Source organism: Gaoshiqia hydrogeniformans (assembly GCF_049347105.1).
Taxonomy (GTDB): domain Bacteria; phylum Bacteroidota; class Bacteroidia; order Bacteroidales; family Prolixibacteraceae; genus Gaoshiqia; species Gaoshiqia hydrogeniformans.
In genome coordinates, this window is sequence record NZ_CP186334.1 from 1,511,075 (window position 1) to 1,525,255 (window position 14,181).

Here is a 14,181-nt window from a genome sequence, read left to right on the forward strand (position 1 = left end):
AAATCAGTTTAAATTAGGGGCGGGCATTTTTTATTCGTTAACTTTAATTTAACTTTGTGGCTCTTCTAAAATTGCTTGACGGAAATGGAAGATCGGAACTTTAATTACATAAAAGATTTGACCAGGTATCAACGCCAACAAACATCCACTGTTCAGATTGGTAAAGTGCCTATGGGAAGCGCATACCCGATTCGGGTTCAGTCGATGACCGACACCGACTCTAAGGACACTGAGGCAACAGTTGAGCAAATCATACGGATCATTAAAGCGGGGGCGGACTATGTTCGGGTGACGGTGAAAGGAGTTAATGATGCCGAAAACCTGAGAAATATTAAGCGCGAGCTGGTGGCACGGGGTTATGAAACGCCTTTGATCGCCGACATTCATTTTAATCCAAAACTGGCCGAAATTGCTGCAAAATACATTTCCAAGATCCGCATTAACCCGGGAAATTTCTACGATAAACGGGCCCGATTTGAACAACATTTGTACACCGACGAAGAATACAAGGAAGAACTGATCCGGATTGAAGAACAGTTTATCCCCTTTCTGGAAGTGTTGAAACAAACCAATACCGCGCTGCGGATTGGCGCCAACCAGGGATCGCTGTCCGACCGGATTATGAGCCGTTACGGCGATACGCCGGCCGGCATTTCCGAATCGGTGATGGAATTCCTGCGGATTTGCAAAAAAGTAGACTATAAAAATGTCGTCATTTCCATCAAATCGAGTAATACCCGGATGATGGTGTATACCGTCCGCCTGTTAAACAAACGGATGCGGCTCGAAGATATGGAATTTCCGCTGCACCTGGGCGTCACCGAAGCCGGCGAAGGAGAAGACGGACGAATCAAATCGGCTGTTGGCATCGGGGCCCTGCTGGCTGACGGGATTGGCGATACCATCCGCGTTTCGTTGACCGAAAACCCGGAAAAAGAGATTCCCGTAGCCCGGAAAATGATCGACCACATCAAAACCTACCAAAACCACGAGCCCATTAAAGCGCCCCTGTTTGCACAAACCAATCCGTTTGAGTACGAACGCCGTTCGGTGCGCCCGGTCATGAATATGGGCGGGAAACAGGTACCCGTGGTTGTAGCCGACCTGCGTAACCGGAACCTTTCGGAAGTATTACCCATGCGCGGCAAACAAATACCCGAATATTTTCTGAAGAAAGACCACATTCTCGATATCGAGGGAAACTCGTACCCGATCCTCGACCTCGAAGAATACCTGTTTGGAGGAAGTCATTGGGGACAAATGAAATTTATCCGGACCAACAAAATGGAATTCGACCGTTTTATGTCCGAAAATCCCGAAATTATTACCAAACTGAAGCAAACCCGCAAAACGGTCCTCATTCTCGAAAGTTTTAACAAGAATCCGCTGGCCGAATTACGCGCGTTCTTTATGGCGCTGGAATCGCATATCTGGAAAGTGCCGGTCATTATTTTACGAAGTTATAAAGAGAACCGGCTCGAAGATTTGCAGATAAAAGCCTCCGTCGACCTGGGCGGTCTACTGATTGACGGTTACGGCGACGGCATTTGCATTACCAACGACAGCGACAACATCACCTTCACCGATCTGAAGGACCTGAGCTTCTCTGTTTTACAGGCAAGCCGCATGCGAGTAACCAAAACAGAATTTATTTCCTGTCCCGGTTGCGGCCGTACCTTGTTCGACCTGCACGAAACCACCCTGAAAATAAAAGCGCACTTCAAACACCTGAGCCATCTTAAAATCGGCGTTATGGGCTGCGTAGTAAACGGGCCGGGCGAAATGGGCGACGTTGATTACGGTTTTGTCGGCGCCGGCCCGGGCAAAATAAACCTTTACAAAGGCCAATCGCTGAAAAAAAGGCATATCCCCTTTGAAAATGCGGTTTACGAACTGGAAAGCCTGATCAAAGAAAACGGCGACTGGAAAGAACCGGAAGATCATTCCTGAATTTTTTAATCTGCCCTGAAGGCTACTGAAAGTTTGATCCGAAAAAAAAGCTGTGGCCCCTGACCAGCAGCTTTTACAAACAGTTACACGGCTCCTTCAATTGGCAGAAATCCGGAGCGCTGAAGCCAGGGAGGTGTCCCGGACAGGACAGCGTCTTTACCCCGAAAACTTCGGTTACCGGCAGGTCTTCTGGCTTACCCGATTCCAAACACCTTCCCGCCGGCCGGTGGCCGACAGTGGCATAACATCCGGAATCATTTAGCGGGTTTACAGCTGCGGGGACAGCTCCTGTTTTTCACAGGATTCCCTTTTCATTCGAACCAAAACAACAGGATCGAAACCGATAACATGCGTGCAATGATACGGATATTTTTACCTCCGGAAGTTAAGCCGAACTTAAATTTTTAATTCTTTTTACGAAAAATTTGCCGTTCTATCAGTCCGATAATCCTAACTTTGCCAAAAATTGAAATTTCCCGCGTCATGAAAAAAAATCTGCTCATCATCTTCATCGGTTTCGTCCTTATCGCCTTATCGTGCAAGGAAAAAGGCTACCCCAAGCCCAAAAACCTGATTGGTGAAAAAAAGATGGTAGAAATTCTTTATGATATTCATTTGTATGACGCCGTCGACGATAAGTATAAATATCAGCGGTTCGACAGCCTTAAGATTGATTCCAAAGTGCTTTATCAAACCATTCTGGACAAACACCAGCTAACCGACTCGTTGCTGGCCCAATCGCTCATTTATTACTCATCGCGCCCGAAAGTTTATGAAAAAATTTACGGAAAAGTGATTGAACGGTTCAATTTGCAACAGGAAGAAATGAAAAAGCTCGAAAACATCAGTGTGATAGAGCCTTAAGCAGACAGACTGCCTGAACCCGAGTCCATTAAAAAGCAGGTATTACTGTCAGCATAAATTCCAAACTTTGCTTTTAATTCAGATGAAAAAATTTGCAGCCCACCTCATTTTCCCGGTCAGCAGCCCCCCAATAAGCAAAGGCATTGTTGAAGTTGACCGGGACGGAACCATCAGCCGGCTTATCGCTCCTGAGGCAGGATTGCAGGAAATGGCCGGCATGGAGTTTCATAACGGAATTATCTGCCCGGCATTTGTCAATTTGTTTGAACGGATGGAATTACCCGAATTTTTTTCCCACTTCCCTGAGCTAAAAGAATTTGAGTTCCTGATCCCCGTAAAACGTTCCGACGACCGGGATATCCTGAACTGGATGAAAGCCATCCAGATGCAAAGCTCCGCTTTCACCCTTGATGAACTGATTGGCCTGTTTACCATCAGATCGGCCCGGATTGCCGGCCTGCAAAACGAACGGGGAACGCTCGACGAGGGTAAACAGCCCGGACTGCTGCTCATCAGCCAGATGGATTACCGCAATTTACAACTGAGCGACAACAGCCGGTTGAAAAGACTGATATAATCCGTACTTTTGCCCGAAAGTTAAAAAAATGGCCACCTTCCTGTTTGATAAAATTATTTTCGGCCCGGTAAAAAGCCGCCGCTTAGGCGTCTCGTTGGGTGTAAACCTGCTCCCCGTTGACCGGAAAATCTGTTCGTTCGACTGTATTTATTGTGAATGCGGCTGGACACCCCGCAAGCGGGAAACGAAAGCGACACTACCGGGCAGATATGAAGTTGCTGAAAAACTGGAAGAACAGCTGCAGCTGATGCGCGCCTCCGGCGAGCTCCCGGATGTAATCACCTTTGCCGGGAACGGAGAACCGACACTTCATCCTGATTTTCCGGCAATCATTGACGATACCATCAATTTACGCAATCAGTATGCCCCGCATTGCCGCATCGCCGTGTTGTCGAATGCCACCATGATTCATCGTGAGCCGGTATTTCAGGCCCTGCTTAAAGTAGAAGACAATATTCTGAAGCTCGATTCGGCCCTGCGCGAAACCGTTGAACTGCTTGACTGCCCGATCGGGCCTTTCAAGCTGGATGAAACCATCAATAAGCTGAAACATTTTGGCCGGCAAGCGACCATTCAAACCCTGTTTATCCGGGGGGAATACAAGGGACGTCAAATTGACAATACCACCGAAGAAGAGCTCTCGGCCTGGATGAAAGCACTGGAATACATCGGTCCGCGACAGGTGATGATTTATACCATCGACCGCGACACTCCCGCCCAGGGACTGGTAAAGGTTCCACTCGACGAACTCAACCGCATCGCCCGGCGTGTCCGGCAGGCCGGTTTTGACGTGCAGGTCTCCGGTTAATTTAAGCTTGTCCTGGTCCATTCGGTTGAGCGGCCCAGCCATTTGATGCCAACCACGTAGCCTTTCAGGTATAACTGATCCGTTTGCCCGGTAAACCAGCCATAACAGTCGTAAGTTTTACCCGATTTCGGATCGTAGATTCTTCCGCTCTGCCATTCTTTTTTCTGCGCATCGTAAGTTAATCCGGATAAAATCTGCATCCCGATCAGGGAACGGTTCCGTAAAGTGACGTCAGGATTTTTGTCGTCTTTCGGAGCCTGGCCGTTTTCGTATTTTTCAGGAATCATGTACACGATTGTACCGTAAAACTTACCGTCGTTTTCAACAACTTCAATTTTTGAGGTTTTTTCATCATTCCACCAAATCCCGGTAATACTCCCGGCAGTTTGAGCGGTGGCTGTATTCAGCCATAAACCAAACAGAAAAAGGATCAGAAGTTTCTTCATAAAATGAGTATGATTGGTTATTACCGGCTAAATATAGCAAGATTCCGAATTGAAAAGGCGGGAGTGATTAACTTTAAATCAAGAGGTTACTGATAACACACGAGCGAAACATAATCGACCACTTTGTCGGCAGGGCGAACCTCACCCGAATTTCCCCGCTGCAACACGCGAATTTCGGGCTGCGGGGCTGCCAGCCGGGCATAGGCTACCAGCGTCATCACCGGACCATATCCGCAGGCCGACACCTGGTATGTTTTTACGGCCTGAAAAATACCGGCTGTATCAAGCTTCAGAATCCGGTCAATCACATGCTGGTCTTTCTCGTACCCGGTTTCAGGCGTTTCGTAGTGCGAAAAATCGGACGAAGCAATCAGCACGATTTTCCGTCCTGTTTTCTTTTGTGCCTGATGTATCCGTTTGGCAAGCAAACCGGCGCTCTCAACAGTCTGGCTGTTCATGGTAATCATCACGACCCGAAATGGTTTCGGAAGAAAAAACTGTAACAGCGGTAGCTGAACTTCGCCTGAATGTTCGAGGGCGTGAGCCGATTCATTAACCGGAATACCGAGTGCCTCAGTAAACTCCCGGTCAATTTCTGCCTTTCCCAGCGGCGTTTCCCAAAAACCGGACAAACTGCAATTAAACTGCCCCGACCCGTAACCCGTGTGATTGGGATTAACAATCACCACCGTGTCCATTTGTTGACGGCTTTGGCGGAGGAGGGCATAAAAATAAACGGCATGATAAGCAGAAAAAACATAACCGGCATGAGGCACAATGCCGCCAATCAGCTGGTTTTTTGCAAGTTCAAACTGGATCTGGTTTTTCCCGGTCTCAAAAGCATGTTGAATAAGTTGGGTTAAAGCCGTTTTTGATTTTGGGTAAAAGGTACCGGCAAAAACAGGCTCACGAATGGATGGTCTCATAATTCATGTATTTTATTTCGTGTAATGAACAGGTTAAACAGCGCCCTTCCGCATCCAATCCGGTTATGGTTGCTTTGTAAAAATTACGCTCGATCAACTTCGTCCCGCAACCCGGGCAAAAAGTATTGGCGCGATCGCCGGCAGGCAGGTTTCCCGCATAAACATGATGTAAATAAGATTTCGCCACATCGTACAAGCGGAACAGGGTCGCGGCAGGGGTCGGCGGCAAATTCACCCGGTATGCCGGAAAATAGGCAGAAAGGTGCAAAACTGTTGATTTTCCGGTTTCTCCGGCTATCCACCGGCACATTTCGCGGAAAACCCTTTCATCGTCGTTCAGTCCAGGGATCAGCAAATTGGTCAGTTCCAGGTGCGAACCGGCTTTATGGATTTGACTGATCGTTTTCAGCACAGGCGCAAGAGTTCCTTTGCAATACCTGTGGTAAAACCTGCCGTCAAATGCCTTCAGGTCAATATTAAAGGCATCGATCACGGTCAGCAGTCTGTTCAGCGGTTCGGACTGAAGGTACCCGTTGCTGATCATGGCGCTTACCAGCCCCGCTTGTTTAGCCAAAGCAGCCGTATTCAGCATGAATTCGTAGTTCACAGCCGGTTCGTTGTAGGTGAAAGCAATCCCCAGGTTGTGCCGGGTAAACAAAGCCGTTTCTACCAGCTTTTCAGGTGTAAAACAGGATTGTTTTGTCGTGGAAATCAGGGTTTGCGAGAGCTGGTGGTTCTGACAAAATTCGCAGTGAAAATTACAGCCGTTTGTTCCAACCGATAAAATTTTGTTTCCCGGGTAAAAATGGTACAAGGGCTTTTTCTCTACCGGATCGAGGTTGATTGCGGCAAGCTTGCCGTAAACCTCCGAAATCAGCCTGCCCTGCACATTCTTCCTGACAAGGCAATCACCATACGCATGCTCTGCAATACGGCATTGCTTTGGACATAACTGACATTTCACAGATCTGTTGTTCAGTCGGATATAAAAGTCGGTTTCATACAAAGTCATTGAGCGCTGTCCTTTCCGTTGCATACTTGCCTATACGAGTATTCGGGAGAAAGGGTATTCTTACAGAAGGACGCGATGGGGACAATGGCTTTCTCCCTGATAAAAATCCTGTTCTTTTAAAGCTTTCTGCTTTATGTTTGAAATCAAAATTCAGTCGAATGAAAAGCTTGTTCATCCTGCTGCTGCTTTTAGTCCCGGCGCTGCATGTTTTATCGCAGGAGCAAAAATTCACCCTCGAAGCCGAGCTGCTTTTCCACAGCCGTCACCTCTGGCGCGGCATGCAGTTTGGCCATGCCCCCACGGCAGAGCCCTCAGTCACCCTGGGCAAAGGGCGGTTTTCGTTTAACCTGTGGGCTGCCAAAACCTTCGACGATTCGTATGCTGAAATCGACCTGATCCCGTCGTTCCGGCTGAACGGGCTGGAGATTAGCCTGATGGATTATTACAACCCGGTACCGGGAACAGACAATCATTTTTTTAACCTGAAAGACGGGCAGCACCGGCATTCCACCGAACTGGTGATCAGCCAGGAGCAGACAGAAAAATGGCCGCTACGTTGTTTGGCCGGCGTCTTCTTCTTTGGCGATAAAAATCCCGGCACCGGTAAACCATACTATTCAACTTATGCCGAACTGGCCTACCCCTTTTGCAGCTTCAACCTGCAATTTGAACCCGCCGTTGGCTTTACCACACACGAAGGATACTATGCCCATCAATTTGCCATCATCAATACCGGTTTTAAAATCAAAAAAGAATTCCGGATTTCCCAATCGTTAATAATTCCCGTCAGGTTTTCTGCAATTCACAATCCTTATCAGGACAAGTTGTTCTTCTCAGTGGCAGGCGGATTTAAGCTGCCCTGATCCAAAGCAAAAACCACCGAAAAATTCATTTGCCTGTAATGTTTTTTTTAACAATCTTACCTATCCTGTGTTAGTGTAACCAAAATGAAGCCTGTCCGGAAACGGACACGGAAATTTCAATACGGATATGAAGAACAGAGCAATTCAATAATGAAAAGGTGATGAAAAAATTTAAACGGATACACACGATCGCATGGCTGACATTTTTTGCTATGTTAGCAGCCATGACAACTTACAGCCAGAAAAGCCGGGAAGAGATTCCGGCTAAACACAAATGGAACATGACCGACCTGTTTGACTCGGACGAAGCATGGCGAGAGGCCGTAAATGAACTGACCCTACGCATGGATCAGGTAGAACAGTTTAAAGGAACGCTGACCGGCTCGGCCGGAAACCTGTTGAGAACACTGCAATTTAACAGCGAAATTTCAAAAGAAGCGTCAAAAATCTATTTGTATGCCGGCATGAACTCGGACCTCGACACCCGGAATATGAAATACAACGGCATGAAGCAGGAACTGCAACAATTGTTTTCAACCTTTGGGTCAAAAGCAGCCTATATGGAACCTGAAATTCTGACTGCCGACTGGTCAACCATCGAGCGGTTCATCAATGAAGAGCCCAAACTCGAAATGTACCGCATGGCATTGGAAAATATGTTCCGCACCAAAGCACATTCGTTAAGTGAAGAAGAAGAACGGATTATGGCGCTCGCCGGCCTGGTGACCTCGGTTCCTCAGGCCGTGTACGGAACTTTTTCGAATGCGGAAATGCCCCGCCCCGAAGTGAAGCTTTCGAGCGGTGAAACCATTGAAATCGGCAGCGCCGAGTACAGCCGTTTCCGGGCAGCCGCGAACCGCGACGATCGCCAACTCGTTTTTGAAACCTACTGGGCCAACTACGACAAGTTTAAAGCCAGCTACGGAGAGATGCTCTACGGAAGCGTGAAAACCCATATTTTTAATGCCCGCGCCCGCCATTACCAATCGTCACTTGATGCAGCGCTTTACCCGAATAACATTCCCGTGGAGGTGTACCATTCACTGGTTGACAACGTGAATAAAAACCTGCCGGCTTTTTACCGTTACCTGGACATCAAAAAACGGCTGATGGGGCTGGATACCCTGAAATACCTCGACTTGTACGCACCGTCGGTGAAAGATGTCGATTTAACTTATTCGTACGACGAAGCTGCCCGGATTGTGCTGGAATCGCTGAAACCGCTCGGCAAGGAGTATGTAAACACTGTGAAAAAAGCAATTGACGAAGGGTGGATTGACGTGTACCCCACGCCGGCCAAACGTTCAGGGGCCTATTCCAACGGCTCTTTTTACGACGGTCATCCTTTCATTTTGATGAACTACACCGATCTTTACGACGACGTAAGCACCCTGACCCACGAACTGGGGCATACCATGCACAGCTACTTTTCGAATAAAACTCAGCCCTATCCCACTTCCCGTTATGTGACCTTCGTGGCCGAAGTGGCTTCGACCTTTAACGAAGTATTGCTGTTCAACTACATGATTAACCGGGTGAAAGACGACGACATAAAACTCTCCATCCTGATGAACTGGCTCGACCGCTTTAAAGGAACCCTGTTCCGCCAAACCCAGTTTGCCGAGTTTGAGCTGAAAATCCATGAGGAAGCCGAGAACGGAAAACCACTTACCGGAGACACCTTTTCAGAAATATATACCGACATTGTAAACCGGTATTACGGCCACGAGCAAGGCGTTTGCCATGTGGATGACTATATGCGGATGGAATGGGCGTTTATTCCGCACTTCTTCTACAACTTCTATGTATACCAGTACAGCACCTCGTTCACCGCATCGATATCGCTGGCCGAGAAGGTTATGAGCAGCGACCGGGAAGCCCTGAAAAAATACCTGGCTTTCCTGTCATCGGGCGGTTCGGATTACCCGATTGAACTGTTGAAAAAGGCCGGCGTGGACATGACCACTTCCGAGCCCTTTGAAAAAACCATTGCCTCGATGAACAAGGTCATGGACGAGATTGAAAAGATCCTGGATAAAAAAAAGTAACCTGGCGCCTAGGCTTCAACTTGCCAAGGTAAAAGTGCAGCTGTATTCCAGTCTCCGTTAATCGGTGTTCAGTGAGCAGTGATCGGTAATCAGTGGTCAGTATAACTGAGGATTTCTCTTTGGTCATTGGATAATTGGTCATTAATCCTTCGTCACCGCTACGTAGTCAAACGCGAAAAATCAAAATAGTTTCGCCATATTGTTGATTAGTTTTGATTTTTCACGTTTGACTAGTTAATTTTCGATAGTGATAATGGTTTTATCTCACCAACGCTCCCCAAATACTGATTTCAGCAAGCAATATACGCGGGGGTTGGGTCGGATTGAAGTTTTCAAGACTTCTGAACCGGATATACCTTACCGTTGCATCGGGATCGACCCCGGCGCCCGGCACAAATTCAAAATCTAACCCGCTGTCGGATAGCGCTATGTCTTCCGAAGTAGGAGCTTCCCAAGGATCTTTAATCCCGTTTCCTGACGGTTGCACACATTCAAATGTACCCAAAAGCGTCCAGCTATCGTCCAGACTGCCATCCGGATTGGGGTTTAATGATCCGTATATTTCAAATATCCGCGGATGTCCTTTGCTCCAACGGTCGTCATTATTGGGACGCGGCCACAGCTTCATCTTGCTCAGCTTTGCCTTCAAACCTAAATCCCATGTAAACGTACAAGGCAGGGTTACAGGATTTTCCGAGTGCATGAAATCGCCTGAGTTATTGTTCCATAAACGATCTAATGGATAACTATTATTCATTCCCATATCTCCTGGCATACTCCTGGTAGCCCAGGTCGCCTTCGGAATCAATATCACCGGATCAATCATCTTTTCCACCGCTGTTGCCTGGAACAGGTCTATTGCCAGCGAATCCGGTTTATGCATAGTGCTGTAAGATAGTGGTTTATCTAAGTTGAAATATGGGATTAGCGTTTCAGTTTCCGACGGGTCAACTTGCGTGCTTTGGGTGGCACTGTTTGTGTCAATCCAACTCACATGAATGCCTACTTCAGAATCCTCTGCAACTCCCCAGTTCAGTTTAAGATCTTGTCCGTCATAATAGGTGCCTTTCAACAAACGATTCATCAACACGTTTTTGTAATTATCACCATAGACCACGCCCAACACTTCAATAGGAATTGACATATTTCCTTCGTTGTCGTAAGTGTGAATCATAAATGAATAAGTGTTTTCAGCGATTGGATCAATAATATAACTGATGGTATCTTTGTCTGCATCTACAGCCAGTTCAACCGAGTCGGTGTAATTATTCCAGAATATTCTTGCTTTTTGGACTCGGGGATCGGTACCTCTCAACCACGATATCTTAATACGTTTATTGCCGGGATATGCAATCGGCTCCTGTGCCGGTCCCGGGTATATCAACCCGTTGGAAACGATATATTTCTCGTAAATGTCACTCTGGCTATTGCATGAAGAGAATCCCCAAATGACCCCAATAAAGAAGATAAGTAATATTGTATTCTTCATTATAAGTGATTTTTAATGGTTTAATTTTTAATTCATTAATTCTCCCCAAAAACTCAACTCCAGGATATGGACAGTGGAAAACGAAGCATTGGCATAGGTAGATATGGTCCTGAATCGGATATACCTGACTGGGGTAAAAGGATTCGGGGCAAAATCACTGATACCGAATTCAAACTCAATTCCTGCAACTGCAAAAGCAATATCTTCCTGGGTAATTTGTGTTCCGGGGCCGGACGGTTTCAAACTCTCAAATCGGCCGAGCGGTATCCAGCTGTCATCCATTGCTCCGGAAGGATTGGGTGAATTGGAACCCCATATTTCGAATACCTTTGCATGTCCTCTCTTCCATCTGTCGTCCCCATGACCACGCGGCCAATATTTTAAACGACTTAATTTGACAGTTTTCCCAAGATCCCATGTCAGGGTATGAGGAAGCATTTGAGTTTCCATGCCATGAAATCCGTCTACTCCATATACCTCATCCCATATCCTTGTTATCGGATAAGAAGCGTTAACCTGGGGTATGTCTCCAGGCAAGGTATAATCCCTCCAGGTGCCTTTAGGAATAAACTCTTCAAACCACGGTGTCACTTTAGCGGTTATGGTATCGGAATAATTACCCCATCGGTCGCGTACATACATTGCAAATTCATGTTCAACGGGATCTAATCCATCAATACCACGATAAGTGAAAGTACCTTTAGGCATAGCGGTATAATAGGTGATTAATTCACTCATATAACCTAAATTTGCTGTATCTGCCATTAGTACGATAGCCAAGTTTGCTTTTTCCGGATTTTCGAAATCGATAGCAACCCCTCCGAAAGTATCCCTGAACTTTTTGGTTGCCAGTTGCACAGGGGCCGTCGTCGGATTGATTTGTACAACATAAGGTGCTGATGCTTTTTCATTTTTCCCTACGGAGTACAGTTTAACGTCATAAGTACCCGGGATGCCAAATCCTTCCAAAACTAAGGAATCTTTGAAATACGACGATTTGGTTTCGCGTATTACGCCGGTTTTGATTTCATATTCAGCACGCACATAAAGCAGGTTTTTATCTACAGGCAATATATATTTCAATACAGCTCCTCCCGGCTTGTTGTATACGGTTACATTTGTTACCTGACCGGGAGCAGGTGCGGTATCGTCAATAAAATCAATACGGCCCTCTTCATTGCAACTAATCCCAATAATTGACATTAGTAAAATAATGATATATATTATTCTATTATTCATGATGTAATATTATAATTGTTACCATCCAATATTTTGTACTAAGTTTGGATTCACTTCAATATCGCTGGTTCTGATAGGCCAGAAATAATCGCGAATGCCGAATTTTTGTTCTGCCAAAAGCTGCGGTTGGTACATCATCCTGTTGACTTCTTCTTCCGTTCCATCGATAACGGATACCATCATGTTCCATCCTTTCAGAGGAGTATGGTATTCATTGGGAGCAGTTTTCCACCGGCGTATATCCCAAAAGCGTTGTCCTTCGAACGAAAGCTCGATCAGGCGTTCCTGTTGTATGATTTCACGCATACCTGCCTGCGTATTGTGCTTTTGGTTGTTGGTGAAATTATCCCACGATTCCTTCACCCCTTTTAACCCGGCACGGGCGCGAACCAAATCGATGTATTGGAACAATTCGGCACTATTAGCCCCGTTAGGGCCTTCCGTTTCGTTTATCGCTTCGGCATATAATAGGTAGAGATCGCTCAACCGCATGATCGGCCATGCATAGCTGGGTGAAGATATGTTGTTGATTGCGTTAACCTGGGCTTCATAAGGAATGTATTTCTTAGGGATATAGCCTGTCCAGTTGCCCTGTCCCTCGGTACCATCTGTTTCGCCTATTTTAAAGGCAAGGTATCTCAACGATGATGCATCTTTATCGTTGTATTGCCCTGCTCCGAACCACACACCGCCATCAAAGCCTACCCACGCATAAAAACGGGGTTCACGGTCGAAATGCATATCTACGGTGGTTCTTCCCTGTCGTATATACAACCTGTCCTTTGCCTGTGCGGTTCTCAAGTTGTAAAGATCTCCCATGTTTCTTGTGTTGTCCTCATCCAATGGTACTCCGTTCTCAGTATAGAACATCTCGGCGATTTTGATCGGCATACCCAACCATTTACTGAGGTCATTACTATTTATATAGGCCGGGTTCAGTTTCGGCATTGCTGAATGAATCATCCCGCCACTGGAAGGAATTGAAATCATTTGCGTGTTTGCCCAGATAATTTCACTGTTCGAACGCAGGTTGAATGCATTCCGGAGGGTAACATTCAATACCGTCGTATCGTTATATCTGTTGGCAACATCTTCAAACTTATATAGTACCACTCCTGCTTCATGGCAAATATTAATGGCTTCTTTGCATGCCATCATTGCCGACTTCCATTTTTCGGGTTTGAATGTTGTATCGAACAGGGGTGTGCCGTCATGATTTCTCAACGTCGCCTGATCATTGTTGTCGTTAAACAAAGGACTTGCTGCAGTTACCAGCACTTTTGCCTTCAGCGAAAGGGCGATCGGTTTGGTGATGCGTCCATAGTCGCTTGCCGGATCGAGAACGATCGTAGGAAGCATATCGCCTTCGCAGGCTTCGTCCAGTAATTGCACAATATAGTCAAAACATTCGTCAACCGGTTCGCGTTCTACCTTCACAGCGTACACATCTGCATCCACCGGCATATTTTCACGAATCAGGGGTATCGGACCATACATCTGTACCAGGCTGAAATGGTAATAGGCCTTTAAAACTTTTGCCTCGGCAGTCCATTGTTCCCGTTCCCAAGCTTGCAAGTCAGGAACCAGATCAACATTTTCCAAAAAAGTATTGCAAACACGTAACGCTTGATACATGCTGCCCCACCTGGAAAGGACCGGATTAGTAGCGTTCTGGTTTCCCTCACTTATATCAAGGCCAGCAATAGAGAAGCGATTAGAGAAATGAGTAGTCTTACGGCTCCATATATCATCTCCTCCCAATGTGGTCGGGTCGGCCGAACCTCCATTTTTTGGCATATATGAATAACAGGTAGCCAGGTATTTGAGGGCTTGTGCTCTTGAGTTGAATGCCATCTCCAAGGTTGCAACACCGTCGGGTACTACGTCCAACCAATCACTGCAAGCCGTTAAGCTCATTATTGCGACAAATATTATAATTTTATATTTTTTCATATTGCT

General features: G+C 46.4%; 12 protein-coding genes and 1 riboswitch. Of the genes, 6 read left to right on the forward strand and 6 right to left on the reverse strand.

Annotated elements, in window-relative coordinates; all coding sequences use genetic code 11:
• Positions 1-84: 84 nt before the first annotated feature.
• From ispG to ACOIT5_RS06160, 4 genes are all read left to right on the forward strand, one after another.
• Positions 85-1,950, forward strand: coding sequence for a (E)-4-hydroxy-3-methylbut-2-enyl-diphosphate synthase (ispG, locus tag ACOIT5_RS06145; RefSeq protein WP_423129592.1), 1,866 nt, complete (start codon positions 85-87; stop codon positions 1,948-1,950).
• A 162-nt stretch (positions 1,951-2,112) separates the two neighbouring features.
• Positions 2,113-2,310, reverse strand: a riboswitch (cobalamin riboswitch).
• A 123-nt stretch (positions 2,311-2,433) separates the two neighbouring features.
• Complete coding sequence (locus ACOIT5_RS06150) at positions 2,434-2,814, forward strand: DUF4296 domain-containing protein (RefSeq protein ID WP_423129593.1); 381 nt, start codon at positions 2,434-2,436, stop codon at positions 2,812-2,814.
• Positions 2,815-2,896: 82 nt separating this feature from the next.
• Entirely contained in the window at positions 2,897-3,391 is a 495-nt protein-coding gene (locus tag ACOIT5_RS06155) for a hypothetical protein (protein WP_423129594.1), read from the forward strand.
• Positions 3,392-3,419: 28 nt separating this feature from the next.
• A complete protein-coding gene (locus tag ACOIT5_RS06160) occupies positions 3,420-4,199 on the forward strand; it encodes a radical SAM protein (RefSeq protein ID WP_423129595.1) in 780 nt (259 codons plus the stop codon).
• Here ACOIT5_RS06160 and ACOIT5_RS06165 read toward each other — a convergent pair.
• The 3 genes from ACOIT5_RS06165 to amrS all read right to left on the reverse strand — a co-directional run bounded on the left by ACOIT5_RS06165 (position 4,196) and on the right by amrS (position 6,607).
• On the reverse strand, positions 4,196-4,645 hold the full coding sequence (locus ACOIT5_RS06165) for a DUF2147 domain-containing protein (RefSeq protein WP_423129596.1): 450 nt from the start codon (positions 4,643-4,645) through the stop codon (positions 4,196-4,198). The genes ACOIT5_RS06160 and ACOIT5_RS06165 overlap by 4 nt on opposite strands.
• Before the next feature lie 86 nt (positions 4,646-4,731).
• Complete coding sequence (gene amrB, locus ACOIT5_RS06170; RefSeq protein ID WP_423129597.1) at positions 4,732-5,571, reverse strand: AmmeMemoRadiSam system protein B; 840 nt, start codon at positions 5,569-5,571, stop codon at positions 4,732-4,734.
• Positions 5,552-6,607, reverse strand: a complete 1,056-nt coding sequence (gene amrS / locus ACOIT5_RS06175) for an AmmeMemoRadiSam system radical SAM enzyme (protein WP_423129598.1) — start codon at positions 6,605-6,607, stop codon at positions 5,552-5,554. The genes amrB and amrS overlap by 20 nt, the downstream gene beginning before the upstream one ends.
• A gap of 134 nt (positions 6,608-6,741) precedes the next feature.
• Between amrS and ACOIT5_RS06180 the strand changes: the two genes are divergently transcribed.
• Together ACOIT5_RS06180 and pepF are read left to right on the forward strand one after the other, a co-directional pair.
• Positions 6,742-7,446 (forward strand): hypothetical protein, encoded by a 705-nt coding sequence (locus tag ACOIT5_RS06180; RefSeq protein WP_423129599.1) that lies wholly within the window; start codon positions 6,742-6,744, stop codon positions 7,444-7,446.
• Positions 7,447-7,607: 161 nt separating this feature from the next.
• The gene (gene pepF, locus ACOIT5_RS06185; RefSeq protein ID WP_423129600.1) at positions 7,608-9,494 is read left to right on the forward strand and encodes an oligoendopeptidase F; all 1,887 of its coding nucleotides are present in this window, start codon (positions 7,608-7,610) and stop codon (positions 9,492-9,494) included.
• A gap of 259 nt (positions 9,495-9,753) precedes the next feature.
• Here the strand turns inward: pepF and ACOIT5_RS06190 are convergent, their stop codons facing one another.
• Genes ACOIT5_RS06190 through ACOIT5_RS06200 form a run of 3 tightly spaced genes read right to left on the reverse strand, consistent with a single transcriptional unit; the run spans position 9,754 to position 14,139 of the window.
• A complete protein-coding gene (locus ACOIT5_RS06190) occupies positions 9,754-10,983 on the reverse strand; it encodes a DUF4998 domain-containing protein (protein ID WP_423129601.1) in 1,230 nt (409 codons plus the stop codon).
• Positions 10,984-11,010: 27 nt separating this feature from the next.
• Positions 11,011-12,222 carry a DUF4959 domain-containing protein gene (locus ACOIT5_RS06195; RefSeq protein ID WP_423129602.1) on the reverse strand — a complete coding sequence of 404 codons (1,212 nt, stop codon included), beginning with the start codon at positions 12,220-12,222 and terminating at the stop codon, positions 11,011-11,013.
• A gap of 18 nt (positions 12,223-12,240) precedes the next feature.
• Positions 12,241-14,139, reverse strand: coding sequence for a RagB/SusD family nutrient uptake outer membrane protein (locus ACOIT5_RS06200; protein WP_423129603.1), 1,899 nt, complete (start codon positions 14,137-14,139; stop codon positions 12,241-12,243).
• Between the last annotated feature and the right edge of the window lie 42 nt (positions 14,140-14,181).